Origin of the sequence: Ramlibacter sp., from assembly GCF_035627355.1 — a bacterium.
Taxonomy (GTDB): Bacteria; Pseudomonadota; Gammaproteobacteria; order Burkholderiales; family Burkholderiaceae_C; genus Ramlibacter.
On the sequence record NZ_DASPLW010000070.1, the window covers coordinates 1 to 19,267 of the forward strand.

The 19,267-nt window shown below is 71.2% G+C and carries 17 protein-coding genes; 1 reads left to right on the plus strand and 16 read right to left on the minus strand.

Translation table 11 applies throughout. The annotated features are described in order from the left end of the window. The 11 genes from uvrA to VEC03_RS17400 all read right to left on the minus strand — a co-directional run. Positions 1-3,748 (minus strand): excinuclease ABC subunit UvrA (gene uvrA, locus VEC03_RS17350; RefSeq protein WP_324918035.1); only part of this gene is annotated, 3,748 nt, incomplete at its 3' end. Positions 3,749-3,935: 187 nt separating this feature from the next. Then, positions 3,936-4,568, minus strand: a complete 633-nt coding sequence (locus VEC03_RS17355) for a 2-hydroxychromene-2-carboxylate isomerase (RefSeq protein WP_324918038.1) — start codon at positions 4,566-4,568, stop codon at positions 3,936-3,938. After that, on the minus strand, positions 4,565-4,828 hold the full coding sequence (locus VEC03_RS17360) for a DUF1289 domain-containing protein (protein ID WP_324918041.1): 264 nt from the start codon (positions 4,826-4,828) through the stop codon (positions 4,565-4,567). Before VEC03_RS17360 ends, VEC03_RS17355 begins: the two co-directional genes overlap by 4 nt. After that, positions 4,825-5,328 carry a YbaK/EbsC family protein gene (locus tag VEC03_RS17365; RefSeq protein ID WP_324918044.1) on the minus strand — a complete coding sequence of 168 codons (504 nt, stop codon included), beginning with the start codon at positions 5,326-5,328 and terminating at the stop codon, positions 4,825-4,827. Before VEC03_RS17365 ends, VEC03_RS17360 begins: the two co-directional genes overlap by 4 nt. Positions 5,329-5,338: 10 nt before the next feature. Then, complete coding sequence (locus VEC03_RS17370; protein WP_324918047.1) at positions 5,339-6,247, minus strand: hydroxymethylglutaryl-CoA lyase; 909 nt, start codon at positions 6,245-6,247, stop codon at positions 5,339-5,341. Between the two features lie 24 nt (positions 6,248-6,271). Continuing rightward, the gene (locus VEC03_RS17375; RefSeq protein WP_324918049.1) at positions 6,272-7,192 is read right to left on the minus strand and encodes a glyoxylate/hydroxypyruvate reductase A; all 921 of its coding nucleotides are present in this window, start codon (positions 7,190-7,192) and stop codon (positions 6,272-6,274) included. Positions 7,193-7,215: 23 nt separating this feature from the next. After that, positions 7,216-9,222 (minus strand): acetyl/propionyl/methylcrotonyl-CoA carboxylase subunit alpha, encoded by a 2,007-nt coding sequence (locus tag VEC03_RS17380; protein WP_324918052.1) that lies wholly within the window; start codon positions 9,220-9,222, stop codon positions 7,216-7,218. Positions 9,223-9,231: 9 nt separating this feature from the next. Beyond that, complete coding sequence (locus VEC03_RS17385; RefSeq protein ID WP_324918055.1) at positions 9,232-9,867, minus strand: DUF4126 domain-containing protein; 636 nt, start codon at positions 9,865-9,867, stop codon at positions 9,232-9,234. A gap of 132 nt (positions 9,868-9,999) precedes the next feature. Then, positions 10,000-10,788 (minus strand): enoyl-CoA hydratase/isomerase family protein, encoded by a 789-nt coding sequence (locus VEC03_RS17390; RefSeq protein ID WP_324918057.1) that lies wholly within the window; start codon positions 10,786-10,788, stop codon positions 10,000-10,002. A 14-nt stretch (positions 10,789-10,802) separates the two neighbouring features. Next, on the minus strand, positions 10,803-11,939 hold the full coding sequence (locus VEC03_RS17395) for an acyl-CoA dehydrogenase family protein (protein ID WP_324918060.1): 1,137 nt from the start codon (positions 11,937-11,939) through the stop codon (positions 10,803-10,805). Positions 11,940-11,942: 3 nt separating this feature from the next. Further along, on the minus strand, positions 11,943-13,550 hold the full coding sequence (locus VEC03_RS17400) for a carboxyl transferase domain-containing protein (protein ID WP_324918063.1): 1,608 nt from the start codon (positions 13,548-13,550) through the stop codon (positions 11,943-11,945). Positions 13,551-13,651: 101 nt separating this feature from the next. Here VEC03_RS17400 and VEC03_RS17405 point away from each other — a divergent pair, with 101 nt between their 5' ends. Next, a complete protein-coding gene (locus VEC03_RS17405) occupies positions 13,652-14,716 on the plus strand; it encodes an AraC family transcriptional regulator (RefSeq protein WP_324918065.1) in 1,065 nt (354 codons plus the stop codon). Positions 14,717-14,746: 30 nt separating this feature from the next. Here the strand turns inward: VEC03_RS17405 and VEC03_RS17410 are convergent, their stop codons facing one another. The 5 genes from VEC03_RS17410 to VEC03_RS17430 all read right to left on the minus strand — a co-directional run. Then, a complete protein-coding gene (locus VEC03_RS17410) occupies positions 14,747-15,844 on the minus strand; it encodes a glycosyltransferase family 2 protein (RefSeq protein ID WP_324918068.1) in 1,098 nt (365 codons plus the stop codon). A 116-nt stretch (positions 15,845-15,960) separates the two neighbouring features. Beyond that, on the minus strand, positions 15,961-16,767 hold the full coding sequence (locus tag VEC03_RS17415) for a glycine zipper 2TM domain-containing protein (RefSeq protein ID WP_324918071.1): 807 nt from the start codon (positions 16,765-16,767) through the stop codon (positions 15,961-15,963). A gap of 121 nt (positions 16,768-16,888) precedes the next feature. Continuing rightward, entirely contained in the window at positions 16,889-17,506 is a 618-nt protein-coding gene (locus VEC03_RS17420; protein WP_324918074.1) for a ParA family protein, read from the minus strand. 91 nt (positions 17,507-17,597) lie between these two features. Continuing rightward, positions 17,598-18,359, minus strand: a complete 762-nt coding sequence (locus tag VEC03_RS17425; RefSeq protein ID WP_324918076.1) for a sulfite exporter TauE/SafE family protein — start codon at positions 18,357-18,359, stop codon at positions 17,598-17,600. 7 nt (positions 18,360-18,366) lie between these two features. After that, positions 18,367-19,267, minus strand: a 901-nt coding sequence (locus VEC03_RS17430; RefSeq protein ID WP_324918079.1) for an acetyl-CoA C-acyltransferase, incomplete at its 5' end; no start/stop codon positions are given.

A 19,267-nucleotide genomic window follows, 5' to 3' on the forward strand; every position in this document is an offset into this window, starting at 1 on the left:
CCGGCGTCACGTCGAGGTCGCAGACCGGCAGCTCGATGGTGTGCTCGCGGAAGCGGTCGATGCGCGGGAAGCCCGTCGTGGGCAGGAAGTTGCCGTCCACGCGCAGGTGCGTGTACCTGCGCGCCCGCGCCCAGTCGGCCAGTTCGGTGTAGACGCCCTTGCGGTTGACCACCAGCGGCGCCAGCAGCCCGATGTGCTGGCCGCGGTAGCGCTTCATCAGCTGCGCCGCGATGCTGTCCGGCGTCTGCGGCCGCACCTCGGCGCCCTCGTTCACGCAGTGCTGCACGCCCAGCTTGACGTACAGCAGGCGCAGGAAGTGCCACACCTCGGTGGTGGTGCCAACCGTCGATTTGCGGCCGCCGCGCGACAGCCGCTGCTCGATGGCGACCGTGGGCGGGATGCCGTACACCGCATCGACTTCCGGCCGCCCGGCCGGCTGCACGATGCTGCGCGCATAGGCGTTGAGCGACTCCAGGTAGCGCCGCTGCCCCTCGTTGAACAGGATGTCGAAGGCCAGCGTGGACTTGCCCGAGCCCGACACGCCGGTGATCACGCTGAAGCGGTTGTGCGGGATGTCGACCGACAGGTTCTTCAGGTTGTGCTCGTGGGCGTTGACGATCTGGATCGCCGATGCCATCGCCCGCGCCGTGCGGGGCTTGCTCGCCGCCAGCGACGGCTCGGCCGCGCCTATCGTGCCGTCGTACTCGCGCAGCGCCTTGGCGGTGTGCGAGGCCGGGTGCTTGCGCACCTCCTCCGGCGGCCCCTCGGCCACCAGCAGGCCGCCGCCTTCGCCGCCTTCCGGGCCCAGGTCCACCAGCCAGTCGGCGGCCCGGATCACGTCGAGGTTGTGCTCGATCACGATCAGCGAGTGGCCGGCCTCCAGCAGCTTGCGCAGCGCGCGCATCAGCTTGGCGATGTCGTCGAAGTGCAGGCCAGTGGTCGGCTCATCGAACAGGAACAGCGTGCCCTTGCGCGCCAGACCCTGCCGGCTGTTGCTGGCCGACTTGGCGGCCTCGGCCAGGAAGCCGGCCAGCTTGAGGCGCTGCGACTCGCCGCCGGACAGCGTGGGCACCGGCTGCCCGAGCTTCACGTACTCCAGGCCGACGTCGACGATGGGCTGCAGCGCGCGGATCACCTCGCGGTCGTTCGCGAACAGCGCAGCGGCTTCGCTGACCGTGAGCTCGAGCACGTCGGCCACGTTCAGCCGGCGGAAATTGGAATCTGACCCCGATTTCCGCTCGATGGTGATCTCGAGGATCTCGGGCCGGTAGCGGCGGCCGTCGCAGTCGGGGCAGCGCAGGTAGACGTCCGACAGGAACTGCATCTCCACATGCTCGAAGCCGGAGCCGCCGCAGGTGGGGCAGCGGCCGTCGCCGCTGTTGAAGCTGAACTTGGCGGCGGTGTAGCCGCGCTGCCGCGCCAGCGCCGAGGTGGCGAAGATCTCGCGGATGCAGTCCCAGGCGCCGACGTAGCTGACCGGATTGGAACGCGCGGTCTTGCCGATCGGCGACTGGTCGACGAACACCACGTCGCCCAGGTGGTCGGCGCCCAGCAGGCGCTCGTGGTGGCCCGGCGACTCGGTGGCGCGGCCGAAGTGGCGCAGCAGCGCCGGCGCCAGGATGTCCTGCACCAGCGTCGACTTGCCCGAGCCGGACACGCCGGTCACGCACACCAGCCGCTGCAGCGGGAACTCCACCGACAGGTTCTTCAGGTTGTGCTCGCAGGCGCCTTCCAGCACCAGCCGCGGGGTGGCGTCGGTGACCGCGCGCTTGAAGCCCATGCCGACCTGCTTGCGGCCGCCCAAGTAGGCACCGGTCAGGGTGTCGGCGCGGCGCAGTTCGTCGGTGGGGCCGTCGAACACGATGCGGCCGCCGCGCTCGCCGGGGCCTGGGCCCATGTCGATCATGCGGTCGGCGGCCAGCATCACGGCGGGGTCGTGCTCCACCACCACCAGCGTGTTGCCGGCGTCACGCAGCCGCTTCATCGCCTCGGTGATGCGGCCCATGTCGCGCGGGTGCAGGCCGATGCTGGGTTCGTCCAGCACGAACAGCGTGTTGACCAGCGAGGTGCCCAGCGCGGTGGTCAGGTTGATGCGCTGCACCTCGCCGCCGGACAGCGTGCGGCTCTGGCGGTCCAGCGTGAGGTAGCCGATGCCGACGTCGACCAGGTACTTGAGGCGGGTGTTGATCTCCTCGTACAGGAGCTTGAGCGCCTGGTGCTCGCCGGCCGGCGCCCCGCTGTCCGCCTGCGGCTCCAGCCGCGCGAAGAACTTCCGCAGCTTGTCGATCGGCAGCAGCATCAGGTCGTGCAGCGACAGGCCCGGCAGCGCCTCCAGCTGCTCGCGCGTCCAGTCCACGCCCACCGGCAGGAAGCGCTGGGCGGGGTCCAGCACCGCATCGGCGTCCTCGCGGCTGCCCAGGCGCCACAGCAGGCTGTCCAGCTTCAGGCGGGCGCCCCCGCAGGCGCCGCAGGGCGTGTAGCTGCGGTACTTGGACAGCAGCACCCGGATGTGCATCTTGTAGGCCTTGCTCTCCAGGTACTCGAAGAAGCGCCGCACGCCGTACCACTGCTTGTTCCAGCCGCCCTTCTTGAAGTCCGGCGTGCCGTCGATCACCCAGCGCTGCTGCGCGGGCGTGAGCTTGTACCAGGGCGTGTCGCGCGGGATGCCGGCCGCTTCCGCGTACCGCATCAGGTCGTCCTGGCACTCCTGCCAGGCCGGCGTCTGCATCGGCTTGATGGCGCCGGCGCGCAGCGTGAGCTTGTCGTTGGGGATCACGAGGCCGTAGTCGACCCCGATCACGCGGCCGAAGCCGCGGCAGGTCTCGCACGCACCCACCGGCGAGTTGAACGAGAACATCGAGGGGATCGGGTCGGCGTAGCGGATGTCGCTGTCGGGGCAGTGCAGGCCGGTGGAGAACTTCCACACGACCGGCTCCACTGGGTCATTCCCGCCCCCCACCGTGTCATTCCCGCGAAGGCGGGAATCCAGGGCTTCCTCAACCGACGGGACTGGATCCCCGCCTTCGCGGGGATGACGGAATGCATACGTCGCGTAGACGCTCATCCGCCCCGCGCCGCGCTTGAGCGCCACCTCGATCGCCTCGATCGCGCGCGCCTTCTCCACGCCCTGGATGCGGAAGCGGTCGGCCACCACGTCCAGCACGCGGCGCGGTCCGGTGGGCGTGGCCACTTCGCGCTGCGCCTGCACGCGGGTGAAGCCGCTGGCGGCCAGCCACTGCTCGATCTCCTCCGGCGTGGTGCTGGCCGGCAGTTCCACCGGGAAGGTCACGACCAGCCGCGGATCGCCATCCCTGGTGCGCGCCATCAGCTCGGCATAGACCGTCTCCGGCGTGTCGTGCCGCACCCGCTGCGCCGTCTTGCGGTCGAACAGTTCGGCCGAGCGCGCGAACAGCAGCTTGAGGTGGTCGTTCAGCTCCGTCATGGTGCCGACGGTGGAACGCGACGAGCGCACCGGGTTGGTCTGGTCGATGGCGATGGCCGGCGGAACGCCCTCGACCCGGTCCACCGCCGGCTTGTCCATGCGGTCCAGGAATTGGCGCGCATAGGCGGAGAAGGTCTCGACGTAGCGGCGCTGGCCCTCCGCATAGAGCGTGTCGAACACCAGGCTGGACTTGCCCGACCCGCTGGGGCCGGTGACCACGGTCAGCTCCCCGGTGCGCAGGTCGAGGTCGAGGTTCTTGAGGTTGTGCTGCCTGGCACCGCGAATGCGGATCAAACCCTGTGTCATGTGGCCATGTTCCCGTCGAAGGCGGAACATTCTAGGGATGGGCCCATGTCCTTGCCGGGGTGAGGGCACCGGGGCCCCGGCACGCGGAGCCGCGCGCATTCCGGGCCCGCCTACGCGGGAATTGACGGCATCTTGGGTCATCCTCCGCGAAGGCGGAGGATCCAGACACGGCGCGTAACGCGGGGCCTTACCCGCGCGCGGGCTTGAGCGGCGCCGCTGCGGCCTGCACCGCCGCATCCCAGTTCGCCGCGAACCAGTCGTCGCCCTGCAGGTAGGCGCGCAGCATGGGCAGTGCATCGAAGCCCCAGAACAGCTTGTCGTCCACCGCGAAGGTGGGCACGCCGAACAGGCCGCGGGCGATGGCGTCCTGGGTCGCCTGTTTCAATTCGTTCTTCACGTCCTCGCTGCCGGGGTCGCGCGCCGGCGCCAGCTCCTGCTGCAGCGACTGCAGCCGGCCGGCATCGGCCGCATCGGCGCCGCCGCGCCACACGTGGCGGAACAGCGTCTCGCACACGAAGCGGTTCGGCCCGCAGGCCAGCGCCAGACGCAGCAGGCCCAGAGGATTGAACGGGTGCGCGGCCGGCATCTGCATCGGGATGCCATGGGCATGCGCCTGCCACAGGACCTGTCGATAGGTCCATTCGCGCTTGCCGGCGATCTCGGCCGGCCCGAGCTGCCCGTGGTGCTTGAGCAGGCCGGCGAACAGCACCGGGCGGTACTCGACCTGGTAGCTCAGGCCCTCCAGCGCCTGCGGCAGGTGCTCGAAGGCGAGGTAAGCGTAGGGCGAGATGAAATCGAGGTAGAAGGTGATGGACTTCATGGCTGGGGGTCTCCGGGCTCCTGCGTCGCCGTCGCGCCGGCGCGTTCACCGAGGCGCATCCACACCTCGCGCTTGCCGGCATCGCTCATGGCGGTCCAGCCGGCGATCTCGTCGAGGGTGCGGAAGCAGCCGTCGCACAGGCCGCTGCGCGGGTCCACGCGGCAGACGCAGATACAGGGCGAGGGCACCGGCTCACCGGCCGGCAGGTCGGCGATGGCGCGCAGCTTGCGCTGCACCTGCTTCGCCGCGTAGGAGCTCAAGCCGCCGGCTCCTGCACCACGTCGGCCACCGGCGCACCGGTCAGGCGCTCGAGGTCCTGCGGCCGCAGCTTGAAGACGCCGTGCGGGTGGCCGGCCGCCGCCCAGATCTCCTGGAAGCGGAACAGCTCGCGGTCGATCAGCGTGACCGGCGGCTGCACATGGCCGACCGGCGACACGCCGCCGATCGAGTAGCCGGTGCGCGCCTTGACGAAATCGGCGTCGGCGCGGCCGGTCTTGCCGACCAGGGCGTCGACCTTCTTCTCGTCCACCCGCCGGTCGCCCGAGGTGATCACCAGCACCGCCGCATCGTCGGCCTTGCGCCGGAAGATGATGCTCTTGGCGATCTGGCCGACCGCGATGCCCAGCGCGTCGGCCGCCTGCTGCGCCGTGCGCGCCGCGTCGTCGAGCATCACGGGGGTGTGGGGATGGCCATGGGCCTGCAGCACGCGGGCGACGCGCTGCACGCCGTCGGGGAGGGAGGTGAGTTCAGAGCCGCACATGGTTCGAGTTCTATCCGCTGCGCTTGTTCAAGATCGCCGTCCCCGCCCGCGAGTTCGGCTTGCGCTGCAGGAAGTCGCTGATGTACTTCCCCGCGTCGACCAGCTTATCCAGGTCGATGCCGGTCTCTATGCCCAGGCCCTGCAGCATGAAGACCACGTCCTCGGTCGCAACGTTGCCGGTGGCGCCCTTGGCGTAGGGGCAGCCGCCCAGGCCGGCCACGGAGGCGTCGTACTGCCAGACGCCCATTTCCAGGCTGGCCAGCGTGTTGCCCAGCGCCTGGCCGTAGGTGTCGTGGAAGTGGCCGGAGATGTCGTCGATGTCGTAGTGCTTCAGCGCCGCTTCCATCGCGGCCTGCACCTTGCGCGGCGTACCCACGCCGATGGTGTCGCACACGCCCACGTGGTGCACGCCGATCTGCTTCATCAGCTTGGCGACCAGTTCCACCCGATCGGGCGCGATCTCGCCCTCGTAGGGGCAGCCGACCGCCGTGGAGATCGCGCCGCGCACGTGGATGCCCTTGGCGCGCGCCGCCTCGACCACCGGGGCGAAGCGCTCGATGCTCTCGGCGATGGAGCAGTTGATGTTCTTCTGGCTGAAGGCCTCGCTGGCGGCGCCGAACACCACGACCTCGTCGGGGCGGCTGGACAGCGCGGCCTCGAACCCCTTCATGTTGGGCGTGAGCACCGAATAGCGCACGCCCGGCTTGCGCTGGATGCCGGCCATCACCTCGGCCGCATCGGCCATCTGCGGCACCCACTTGGGCGAGACGAAGCTGGTGACCTCGATGTCCTTCAGCCCGGCGTCCTGCAGCCGGTGGACGAGGCCGATCTTGACCTCGGCGGGCACGTGGCCCTTCTCGTTCTGCAGCCCGTCGCGCGGGCCGACGTCGACGATCTTGACTCGGGATGGCAGTTTCATGGCGTTGCTCGCTGGTGTCGCAGTTCAGTATCCCCGGGTCCGGTCAACCACACCGGCCACGGGCTCTCCGCGTTCCATCGCCCGGATCTTGCCGGCGATCTGGGCGATGCTCTCGTCGCGCAGGGTGCGCGCCGAGGTGTGCGGCGTCAGGGTGATCCTGGGGTGCCGCCAGAACGGGTGCTCCGGCGGCGGCGGTTCCTCGCGCAGCACGTCGAGGGTGGCGCCGGCCAGCTGCCCCTGCTCCAGCAGCGCCAGCAGGTCGGGTTCGACCAGGTGGCGGCCGCGCGCTGCGTTGACCAGGTAGCCGCCCGGCATCAGTCGGCCCAGCGTGTGGCGGTCGAGGATGTTCTCGGTGTCGGGCGTCAGCGGCAGCAGGCAGACCAGGATGCGGCTGGCGGCCAGGAAATCGTCGAGCTGCCCGCGGCCGGCGAAGCAGCGCACGCCCTCCAGCTGCCGCGGCGAGCGGCTCCAGCCGTTGACCGTGAATTCGAACTGCTGCAGGGCGCGGGCGACCCGCGCGCCCAGCACGCCCAGCCCCATCACGCCGACCGGCCACTCGGCCCGCAACCGCGGCTTGCGGAACGACCACTTGCCGGCACGCATGTCGGCCTCGTAGCCATCGAGCTCGCGGAAATGGCGGATCACCGCCTGGCAGACGAACTCGGCCATCTGCACCGACATGCCGGCGTCGTCCAGCCGCACCAGCTGCGCGTGAGGTGGCAGCCGCAGTTGCAGCAGGGCATCGACGCCGGCGCCCGTGTTGAACAGGGCCTTGAGCTGGGGCTGCTCATCGAGCATCTGCTGCGACGGCGCCCAGACCACCGCGTAGTCGGCCGGCGGCGCGCCGGGCGCCCATTCGGCCACCGCGGCTTCCGGCAGGGCGGCCTTCAGGCCTTCGAGCCAGGGGGCCGGCTTGTGGCCGGCCGCATGGAACAGGATGCGCATCCCGCTATTGTCGACGCCCCGCTTCAGGCCGCGTCGAGGCGCAGCAGCTCCGCGCCCTCGTCGACCTGGTCGCCGGGCGCGTACAGCAGTTCGGCCACGATGCCATCGGACGGGGCGGCGATCGTGTGCTCCATCTTCATGGCTTCCAGCACGGCGAGCGCCTGGCCCTTCTTCACGGCGTCGCCCGCCTTCACGGCGAAGGACACCACCTTGCCCGGCATGGGCGCCGTCAGCCGGCCGCCCTCGGACAGGCCCTCGCCGGCGTGCGCCAGCAGGTCGACGGCGACGATGCGGGTCGCGCCTTCGGGCGTGAAGACGTGGTCGGTCTCGCCCTGCGCGTGGACCTGCACCCGCGTGCGCCGGCCCGCGAACTGCAGGTCGATGGCACCGTCGGCGCTGGCTTGGAATTGCAGCGGACCGGCCAGGCCGTCGGCCGTCAGGTGCAGGGAGCCGTCGCGCCGATAGGTCAGCTCGGCCTCGCGCTGCTCGCCGCCGAAATCGAAGGCAAAGCGCCGGGTCGCTTCCCCGTACGCGCGCCAGCCGTCGCGGCGGCTGAACGGATCGCTGCCCTCCTCCGCCCGCTCGCGCTGCAGGGCACTGGCGACCGCCGCGGCCGCTGCAATGGCGAAGCCGACCGGCTCCTGGCCGAACAGCGCCGCCGCTTCGCGCGGAATCAGCGCCGTGTCCAGGTCGGCCTGCGAGAACGACCGGCTGCGGGCCACCTGGCGCAGGAACTGCACGTTGGTGGACAGGCCGACGATCCGGGTGCGCGACAGCGCCTCGTCCAGCCGGGCCAGCGCCTGCTCGCGCGTGTCGCCGTGCACGATCAGCTTGGCGATCATGGAGTCGTAGAAGGGCGTGATGGCATCGCCTTCGCGCACGCCGTCGTCGATGCGAGGCAGGCCCTGCGTGGACGGCGTGAACGCCACGTGGTCCGGCGTCCGGTACACCACCAGCTGGCCGGTGGCCGGCAGGAAGTTGTTCTCCGGGTTCTCGGCGCAGATGCGCGCCTCGATCGCATGGCCGTGCATGCGCAGCTCGTCCTGCTTCAGCGGCAGCGGCTCGCCGGCGGCCACGCGCAGCTGCCACTCCACCAGGTCGAGGCCGGTGATGGCCTCGGTCACCGGGTGCTCCACCTGCAGGCGGGTGTTCATCTCCATGAAGAAGAAGTCCATCTCGCCGCCGGGGCGCTGCTCGACGATGAACTCCACCGTGCCGGCACCGACGTAGCCGACCGCGCGCGCGGCAGCGACCGCCGCTTCGCCCATGCGCTGGCGCATCTGCGGCGTCATGCCGGGCGCCGGCGCCTCCTCCAGCACCTTCTGGTGGCGGCGCTGCACCGAGCAGTCGCGCTCGAACAGGTAGACCAGGTTGCCGCGGGTGTCGCCGAACACCTGGATCTCGATGTGCCGCGGGCGCTGCACGTACTTCTCGATCAGCACCGCGTCGTCGCCGAAGCTGTTGCGTGCCTCGCGTTGGCAGGACGCCAGCGCCGCGTCGAAGTCCTCGGCCTTGTCCACCGCGCGCATGCCCTTGCCGCCACCACCGGCGCTGGCCTTGATCAGCACCGGGTAGCCGATGCGCGCCGCCTCGCTGCGCAGCAGCGCCGGGTCCTGGTTGGCGCCGTGGTAGCCGGGCACCAGCGGCACGCCGGCCTGCTCCATCAGCCGCTTGGACTCGGCCTTCAGGCCCATGGCCTGGATCGCCGACGCGGGCGGGCCGATGAACACCAGCCCGGCCTCGGCGCAGGCGCGCGCGAAGTCCTCGTTCTCGCTCAGGAAGCCGTAGCCGGGGTGGATGGCCTGCGCGCCGGTGGCGCGCGCCGCCTCCAGGATGCGTTCCCAGCGCAGGTAGCTGTCCTTGGGCGAGGGACCGCCGATCAGGACCGATTCGTCGCAGGCGGCGACGTGCTTGGCGCCGGCGTCGGCCTCGGAGTACACGGCCACGGTCTTCACGCCGAGGCGGCGCGCGGTGGCGGCCACGCGGCAGGCGATCTCACCGCGGTTCGCAATCAGGATCTTCTTGAACATGGTTTCTTCTCAGGGCAGCCGGCGCATACGGCGCCCGGCGAAAAAGTCACGCAACTCCCGCACCACGACTCGCAGGAACTTGATCAGCACCACCAGCAGCACGACGGCGGCGATCACGCTGGCGACCAGCACCACGGTGAAGATCACCGGGTGCGTGGCCGACAACCACAGCAGGAACAGCACCCAGCCGTCCTCGAACAGCGACACCGCCACGTTGGAGAAGGGCTCGGGCGAGGTGTTGACCGCCGCCCGCGTGGTCATCTTGGTGGCATGGCTGGTGGCGGCCAGCCCGCCGCCCACCAGCGCGGCGATCCAGGCCATGGCCGTGCTGTCGGCGCCCAGCGCGCCCGCGGCCAGCGCCGCGCCCGCCGGGATGCGGATCAGCGTGTGCACGGCGTCCCAGACCGAGTCCAGGTAGGGAATCTTGTCGGCGAAGAATTCGATGAACAGCATGAAGCCGCTGGCACCCAGCACGGCCGGATGCTCCAGCACGTGCAGCCCGGCCGGCAGCTGGACCCAGCCGAGGAAACCGGCCAGGCCGGTGAAGAACACCGCCGCATACAGCCGGAAGCCGCTGGCGAAGCCGAGCGCCGCCGCCAGCGCGAGGAACTGCGGCGGGTCGATGAGGGCGGGCCAGGTGTCCATGGGCGTGCATCGTCATGGGCGCGATACCGGGGGCAGGCTCCGGACCAGCCCATGAAAGCGGACGCACTGGATCCCCGCCTTCGCGGGGATGACCCGATGGGGACGGCGTCGCGCCAGCGTGCCCATCGCCCATCACCCCTGCGGCAGCAGCCAGTTCGGCTTGCGCTTTTCCAGGAAGGAGCGCACGCCTTCGCGGCCCTCCTCGCTGGAGCGGATGTCGGCGATGCCTTCCACCGTGCGGCGGATCAGGCCGGCGCCGATGTCGCGGCCGGCGACGTCGTGCACCAGCTGCTTGCAGGCCTTCACCGCTTCCGGGCCGGCGTTGACCAGCGCCCGCGCGATCTCGGCCACCTTGGCGTCGAGCTGGGCGGCCGGCACCACCTCGTGCACGAAGCCCATGCGCAGCGCCTCGGCCGCCGTGAAGCGCTCGGCGGTGAGAAACCAGCGATGCGCCGCGCGCGCACCCATGGCGCGGATCACGTAGGGACTGATGGTGGCGGGGATCAGGCCCAGCTTCACTTCGCTGAGGCAGAACTGCACCGGCTCGGCCACCACCGCGATGTCGCAGGCGCTCACCAGCCCCATGCCGCCGGCGTAGGTGTCGCCGTGCACGCGCGCCACGGTCGGCTTGGGCAGCCGGTACAGGACTTCCAGCATGCGGGCCAGCCCGCTGGCGTCCTCCAGGTTCTGCTCGCGCGTGTAGTCGGCCACGCGCTTCATCCAGTTGAGGTCGGCGCCGGCACAGAAGGCCGGGCCGTTGCCCGCCAGCACCACGCAGCGCACCTCGGGCCGCTGGCCGAGCTCGTACAGCACCGCGGTGAGTTCCGCGATGACCTCGTCGTTGAAGGCGTTGCGGACCTCGGGCCGGTTCAGCGTCACGGTCGAGACGCCGGCCTCGTAGCGCAGTTCCAGGTTCTTCATCGTCACTCCCGATCTCAGTAGCGCTTGGCCACTTCTTCCAGCATCACCTCGGTGGCGCCGCCGCCGATGGCCAGCACCCGGGCGTCGCGCCACAGCCGCTCCACCGCCGTCTCGCGGATGTAGCCCATGCCGCCGTGGAACTGCTGGCAGGTGGACACCACCTCGTTGACCAGCTCGCCGGTGAGCGCCTTGAGCATGGACACATCCTGCACGATGTCGTGCCCCTGCGTGACACGCCAGGCGCAGTGGTACATGAACTGCCGGGCTGCGCGCGTCCTGGCGTCCAGCATGCTCAGGCGCTGGCGGATCACCTGCTGGTCCCACAGCGGGCCGCCGAAGGCCTGGCGCTGGCGCACGTAGTCGAGGGTGAGCCGCAGCGCCTGCTGGCAGTGGCCGACCGCCATCGCGGCCAGCGCGATGCGCTCGGTCTGGAAGTTCTTCATCACCGAGTAGAAGCCCTTGCCCTCCTGGCCCAGCAGGTTGGCGGCGGGCACCCGGACGTTGTCGAGCACCAGCTCGGCGGTGTCGGAGGACAGCCAGCCGCTCTTCTTCAGCGCGCGGCCGACCGAGAAGCCCGGCGTGCCCTTCTCGACGATGAACATCGAGACTTCGCGCTTGCCGGGGCCGGACTTGGCGGCGATGAAGTACAGGTCGGCGTGCACGCCATTGGTGATGAACATCTTGGTGCCGTTCAGCACCCAGTCGTCGCCATCCCGGCGTGCGGTCGTGCGGATGCCCGCCACGTCGGAGCCCGCGCCCGGCTCGGTGATGCCGACCGCGCAGATCGCCTCGCCGGCGGTGACGCGGCGCAGGTACTTGTCCTTCTGCGCCGGGCTGCCCGCGTGGTGCAGGTGCGGGCCGGCCATGTCGGTGTGGACCAGCACGGTGATGATGAAGCCGGCGAAGGTGGACTGCGACAGCGCCTCGGCGAACACCAGGTTGGTGAGCGCGTCGGCTCCGGCGCCGCCGTACTCCGGCTCGTACATCAGGCCGAACAGGCCGGCCGCGCCCATGCGGCGCAGCACCTCGCGCGGCACGAAGCCCTGCTCCTCCCAGGCCTGGCCGTGCGGCTCGACTTCCTTCGCGATGAAGCGCGCGACCTGCTCGCGCAGCAACTCGTGCTCGGGGGTGAGATAGATGCTCTCCTGCATGGCTTACATCCGGAACACGCCGAACTTCGGCTCGCCGACCGGCGCGTTGTAGGCCGCCGACAGGCCCAGCGCCAGCACCCGGCGCGTGTCGGCGGGATCGATCACGCCGTCGTCCCACAGCCGCGCCGTGGCGTAGTAGGGATGACCCTGCAGCTCGTACTGTTCCAGCAGCGGCGCGCGGAAGGCTTGCTCCTCCTCGGCGCTCCAGGAGCCGCCACGCGCCTCGATGCCGTCGCGCTTGACGGTGGACAGCACGCTGGCGGCCTGCTCGCCGCCCATCACCGAGATGCGCGCGTTCGGCCACATCCACAGGAAGCGCGGCGAGTAGGCGCGGCCGCACATGCCGTAGTTGCCGGCGCCGAAGCTGCCGCCGATGATCACGGTGAACTTGGGCACGCTGGCGGTGGCCACCGCGGTCACCATCTTGGCGCCGTGCCGGGCGATGCCCTCGTTCTCGTACTTGCGACCGACCATGAAGCCGGTGATGTTCTGCAGGAACACCAGCGGGACCTTGCGCTGGCAGCACAGCTCGATGAAGTGGGCCGCCTTCTGCGCGCTCTCGGAGAACAGGATGCCGTTGTTGGCGATCAGGCCCACCGGCATGCCCTCGATGTGGGCGAAGCCGCACACCAGCGTGGTGCCGTAGCGGGCCTTGAACTCGTGCAGCTCGGAGTCGTCGACGATGCGGGCGATGATCTCGCGCACGTCGTAGGGCTTGCGCGTGTCGGTCGGCACCACGCCGTGCAGCTCCCGGGGGTCGTACTTCGGCGGGCGCGGCTCGCGCAATTCCACCGGCGGCCGCTTCTCGCTCGGCAGCGTGCCGACGATCTGCCGGGCCAGCGCCAGCGCGTGCAGGTCGTTCTGCGCCAGGTGGTCGGCCACGCCGGACAGGCGCGTGTGCACGTCGCCGCCGCCCAGGTCCTCGGCCGACACCACCTCGCCAATGGCCGCCTTCACCAGCGGCGGGCCGCCCAGGAAGATGGTGCCCTGGTTCTTCACGATGATGGTCTCGTCGCTCATCGCCGGCATGTAGGCGCCGCCGGCCGTGCAGGAGCCCATCACCACCGCGACCTGGCCGATGCCCTGGGCCGACAGGTTGGCCTGGTTGTAGAAGATGCGCCCGAAGTGCTCGCGGTCGGGGAACACCTCGTCCTGGTTGGGCAGGTTGGCGCCGCCCGAGTCCACCAGGTAGATGCAGGGCAGCCGGTTCTGCTGCGCGATCTCCTGCGCCCGCAGGTGCTTCTTGACCGTCATCGGGAAGTAGGTGCCGCCCTTGACGGTGGCGTCGTTGCAGACGATCACCACGTCGCGCCCGCTGACCCGGCCGATGCCGGTGATCACGCCCGCGCTGGGCGCCGCGTCGTCGTACATGCCGTGCGCGGCCATCGGCGACAGCTCCAGGAAGGGCGTGCCGGGGTCCAGCAGCATCTGCACCCGGTCGCGCGGCAGCAGCTTGCCGCGCGCGGTGTGCTTGGCGCGGGCGGCCTCGCCGCCGCCGAGCGCGTGGCGCGCCACCTGGGCCTGCAGGTCCTCCACCAGGGCGCGCATGGCCTGGGCGTTGGCCTGGAACTCGGCGGAACGGGGATTGAGTTGGGTCTCCAGAACGGGCATGTGTCTCTCGGTGGGAAGCCGCAGCTTTGTCCCGTGGAGACTACGCCAGCCGCTGGCCGCGTGCCTGCCGGATAGGTTGCAAATCGTGCCACACTCCCGGCATGCCCATCGCTGCCGCGCGGGGGCCGGGCCGGCCCCCGGCCACCGCCACCCCGATCGCCTTCGCCAAAGCCATCGCCGCGGCCTACCGGCGCTACGGCCAGTCGCCGGAGCAGGCCCTGCGGATGGCACAGATCACGCCAGCGCACTTGCGCCAGCCGCAAGGGCGGATGACGGCCCGGCAGATGGAACTGGTGTCGGCCACCGCCATGCAGGAGCTGGACGACGAGGGCCTGGGCGCCTTCAGCCGCAGGCTGCCCTGGGGCAGCTACGGCCTGCTGGCCCGCGCCTCGCTCACGGCGCCGGACCTGGGCATCGCGCTGCGGCGCTGGTGCCGCCACCACGGGCTGCTGGTGCCCGACATCCGGCTGTCGCTGTCGACCAGCGGCGAGCTGGCCACCATCAGCCTGCTCGAAGTGCGGCGGCTGCGGCCGGCCGCGCGCGAGCTGTCGATCGCCTTCATCCTGCGCAACGTGCACGGGCTGGCCTGCTGGTATGTCGACTCGCGCATCCCGCTGCAGGGCGCGAGCTTCCCCTTCGCCGCGCCGCCGCACGCCGACGCCTATGCGCACATGTTCCCCGGCGGCCCGCTCGCGTTCGGCGAGGCCGGCGCGCCGGCCTCGATCCGCTTCGACGCGCGCTACCTGGCGCTGCCGCTGCGCCGCGACGAGAAGGCGCTGACGCTGCTGCTGCGCCATCGCGCGCTCAGCCTGACGGTGCTGCAGTACCGGCGCGACCGGCTGCTGGTGCCGCAGGTGCGGCAGGTGCTGTCGGCGCATCCCGAGCGCAGCCACAGCGCCGAGGCCGTGGCCGACCTGCTGCACGTGTCGGCCCGCACGCTGCACCGGCAACTGAAGGTGGAGGGAGCCAGCCTGCAGCAGCTCAAGGACGAGGTGCGCTTCGAGCGCGCGCGCGACCTGTTGCTGCGCACCGCCCGCCCGCTCAAGCAGGTGGCCGCGGCGGCCGGCTTTCGCAACGAGAAGAGCTTCGCCCGTGCGTTCAAGGCGCGCATGGGGGTCGCGCCCGGCGAGTTCCGCGTCGCCGGCGAGGGGGCCCGGCGCCCCTGACGGCCGGGCGCCACCGGGGCGAGCGGGCCGCTAGGTCCGGGGCGCCGTCGGCGGGATCAGCGGCGTAGGCGGTGGCCAGCGGGAATCCGGCACGCCCTCGGCAGCGGGAACCGGCGGCCCCCGGTGCAGGATGCGCGCCGCCAGCCCCTGCGGGCAGCACAGGGCCATCGCCGCCGTCACCCACCAGCGGCGGCCCGCCATGGCGTGCCGCGCGCCCATGAGCAATGCGAAGGCCGCGCCGCGCTCGCCGGCGGCGATCGCCTCGCGCGCCATGTTCAGCCCGAGCTGGTCAGCCAGGCGCAGCGCCGACCGGCGCCGCCGCGGATCGAAGCCGCGCGCCCGCACGCGCCGGCGCAGCCGGTCCACCCAGGGCGGCTGGCACCAGGGCTGGCGGCCATCGGACAGGCTGTCGGCCACCCCCACGCGATAGGCCGCCAGGGGTGCATGGACCAGGGCGATGGGCGTGCGCTCGGAGATGCGGAACCACAGCTCGAGGTCCTCGCCGAAGCTCTCGCCCGGCTGGAAGCAGGGCTGCAACTGCTGCAGCACGCGGCGGCGCACCGCGATCGAGCCGGTGAACAGGGTGGGCCCGCGCATCCAGCGCGCGGCCAGGTCCTCGATCAGCTCGATGCGGGGCGGACCGGGCGGCACGGGCCAGCGCGCCGGCGGCGCCGTGCCCGCGCCGGTGAATTCGACGAAGCGGCTGGCGACGCAGTCCACCTGCGGGTAGGCGCGCTGGGTGGCGCGCAGCGTGGCGAGGAACTGCGGGTGCTGCCAGTCGTCGGCATCGAGGAACACCACCCATTCGCCGCGCGCCAGTTCGATGGCCTTGTTGCGGGCCGCGGAGACGCCGGCATTGGGCTGGCGCACCACCCGCACGCGCGGATCGGCCAAGCCCTCGGCCAGGTCGGCGCCACCGTCGGTGGAGCCGTCGTCCACGACCAGCAGCTCGAAGCGGCCGAAGGTCTGGGCCAGCACGGAGCCGAGCGAACCGAGGACGAAGGGCGCCTTGTTGTAGAGCGGCACCACCACCGAGAACGGGAGGATCGACGGGTCCGCCTGGGGTGCCACCGGGCCCGGATCCGAAAGGCGATGTCCGGGGGTCGCTGCAGCCAGTGGAGGTGCCATGCGGCCATTCTGGGCCGGCACGGCTGAGGCTGCGATAGCTCGTTAGGGCCTTGGGGAAAAGCCGGTTGCGGCGCCGTTGGCGACGGAACTTGCCGCCGCGAACGGGCCTCGTGGCTTCAGGCGCCGGGCGCCGAGGTGCGCAGGGTGCCGGGTTGCACGCTGCCGACACCGGGGCCGCCGACGCGCAGCTCGCCGCCCTCGATGAACACGCGCGATCCGACCGCCACCGGTTCGGCGCGGCGGATGGTGCGCACGCTGCCGTCTTCCATGCGCACCTGCACGTCGTAGGCCACGGTGGAGCGCACGCGCTTCTCCACTTCGTGACCGGCCACGCCGCCGCCGACGGCGCCGAGCACGGTCATCACCTTCTTGCCGTTGCCGCCGCCGACCTGGTTGCCCAGCAGGCCGCCGACCACGGCACCGCCCACGGCACCCAGCCCGCTGCCCTGGCCCTTTTCCTTCACCTCGTGCACGGCCTGCACCGTGCCGCAGGTGGCGCAGATGGCCGCGCGAGTGGCCTGGACCGGGGCCGGCTGCGCATGGACCGGCGCCTGGGCGACGACCTGCGGTTGCGGTTGCGTCCGCACCGGGGCGGGTTTGGGCGCCGGGCGCGCGACCTTGACCGGCGCAGGCGCCGGAGCGGGTGCGGCCTGCGCCACCGGGGTTGCGGGCTGCGGGGCGGCCTGCAACTGGGCCGGCGCGACCTGCTGCTGGCCGGCGACCTCGGTCGGCGCGACCTGCGAGGTCGTGGCCACTTGCGGCGGCTCGGGGCTGTCGATGGCGCGCATCACCAGCGCGCCGCCCAGCCCGGCGGTGGCCAGGGCCATTGCGCCGAGGGCCACCCAGATGGCGCGCGGGACGGCGGCCAGCGAGGAAGACGGAGCGGCAGGAGCGGAAGCGTTGGGGTTCAGGACAGCAGTCATGGAAGGGCTCGGTGGTTGTTGGCTTGTTTATAACGGCCGAGCTTGGGCGCGAGCACGTCGCTCGTGTTGAACTTTGTGTCGCTTCGTCACGGGCCCGCGCAGCGGGGACCCGCGGGATCCGCTACTGGTCCAGCCAGCGCGCGATCGGCGCCCACTGCGCCAGGTCGCGCTCGACGCGCGCCGGCGACAGGTCGAACAGCGTGAGGCCGCGGGCGGCCAGGTGCACGTAGTTCTGGGTCGGCCGCAGCTCGCCCAGCACCGGCAGGCCCAGGCCCTTGACGAAGGCCTGCAGCTGGTCGGCCGCCAGCGTGCGGTTGTCGACGCGGGTGCCGACGATGCCGACTTGCAATCCGCGCGTCTTGTGGTGCGCGGCCAACTCGTCCAGGAAGGCGCGGGTGGCGAAGATGTCGAACACGCTGGGCGACAGCGGCACGACCACCTTGCTGGCGGACCCGAGCAGCTCGCGCAGCTCCTTGCCGTGCAGCCCGGCCGGCGTGTCGATCACCACGTGGGTGGTGCCCCTGGGTGGCCGGGCGACCTTGCCTTCGCTGAGGTCCCAGCCCTGGATGGGCCGCGCCGTCGGCGGACGCAGGCCCAGCCACAGCCGGCTGGACTGCTGGCGGTCCGCATCGCCCAGCATGACCGCATGGCCCTGGCTGGCGAAATGACCCGCGATGTGGGTGGCGACGGTGGACTTCCCGACACCGCCTTTGGGATTGGCAACGACCACGACCGGCATGGGCACACCTCCGAAAGGGAGCGGTCCGATCCGGCAGGGCCGCTTGCGCCCTATGTTACCGGCACGGATGAGTCGGTTGCCGCAGCCGGCCTCAGGCGGCCAGGAAGCCGTCCCAGACCAGCTTCAGGCCGGTCAGCAGCATGCCCAGGTAGACCAGCCGGTAGAACAGCACGGGCCGGATGCGGTGCGCCAGATTCACCCCGATCGCCACTCCGATGGGCGCCAGCGGCAGCAGGACGATGGAGGTGGCCATGTTGGGCAGGTCCAGCAGGCCCAGCCACGCGTAGGGGATCCACTTGCTCAGGTTGATGGCGAAGAAGAACACCGCCATCGAGGCCGTGTACACGGTGGGCGCCAGCCGCATCGGGAGCACATAGGCGTTCACCGGCGGGCCGCCGGCGTGGGCGATGAAGCTGGTGAAGCCGGAGGTGGTGGTCAGCACGGCGCCCAGCCAGCGGGGCGGCGCGGGGCTGTCCTGGCGCGGGGGGAACAGCACGCGCTGGGCCAGGAAGAGGAGCGTGAAGACCCCCACGATGCCGGCCACCAGGTGCGCGTCGAGCAGCTTGAACAGCAGCGTGCCGACCACGGTGCCGAGCAGGCCGAAGGGCAGCAGGAAGCGGATCAGCTTCCAGTCGAAGTGGCCGCGCCAGGCCCGCAGGCCGAGCACGTCCATCACGAACAGCAGCGGCATCAGGATGGCCGCCGCCTGCGGCACGGTGACCGCCATCGCCATCAGCGGCACGGCCAGCGAGCCGAAGCCGGCACCGAAGCCGCTCTTGCTGATCCCGAGCAGCAGGACGGCGGGAATCGCGGCCGCGTAGAAGCCGGCGTCGGTGATCAGCGGGAAGGACAAGGCGGGATCAGACCCGCTCGAGGATCACGGCGATGCCCTGGCCGACCCCGATGCACATGGTGCACAGCGCGTAGCGGCCGCCGCTGCGGTGCAGCTGGTTGACCGCGGTGGTGGCCAGGCGCGCGCCGGAGGCCCCGAGCGGATGCCCCAGCGCGATGGCGCCGCCGTTCGGGTTGACGCGCGGATCGTCGTCTCGCAGCCCGAGCTGCCGCAGCACGGCCAGGCCCTGGGCGGCGAACGCTTCGTTCAGTTCGATGACGTCGATCTGCTCCAGCTTCAGGCCAGTGAGCGCCAGCACCTTCTGCGTGGCCGGTGCGGGGCCCATGCCCATGACGCGCGGCGGCACACCGGCGGTGGCCATGCCGACCACGCGGGCGCGCGGCGTCAGTCCGTGACGGGCGGCGGTGCCTTCGTCGGCCAGCAGCAAAGCGCAGGCCCCGTCGTTGACGCCACTGGCGTTGCCGGCGGTCACGCTGCCGTCGGGGCGCACCACGCCCTTGAGCTTGGCGAGGGCCTCCATCGAGGTCTCGCGCGGGTGCTCGTCCTTCGCCACCACCACCGGATCGCCCTTCTTCTGCGGGATGGTGACCGGCGCGATCTCGGCCTCGAAGAAGCCGGCCTTCTGCGCCGCCACCGCCTTGAGCTGCGAAGCCAGCGCCATGCGGTCCTGGGCCTCGCGCTCGATGCCGTATTCGGCCGCCACGTTCTCCGCCGTCTCGGGCATGGAGTCGATGCCGTAGCGCTCCTTCATCAGCTTGTTGACGAAGCGCCAGCCGATGGTGGTGTCGTAGACCGCGTTGCTGCGCGAGAACGCGGACTCGGCCTTGGGCATGACGAAGGGCGCGCGGCTCATGCTCTCGACGCCGCCGGCGACCAGCAGCGAGGCTTCGCCGGCCTTGATGGCGCGG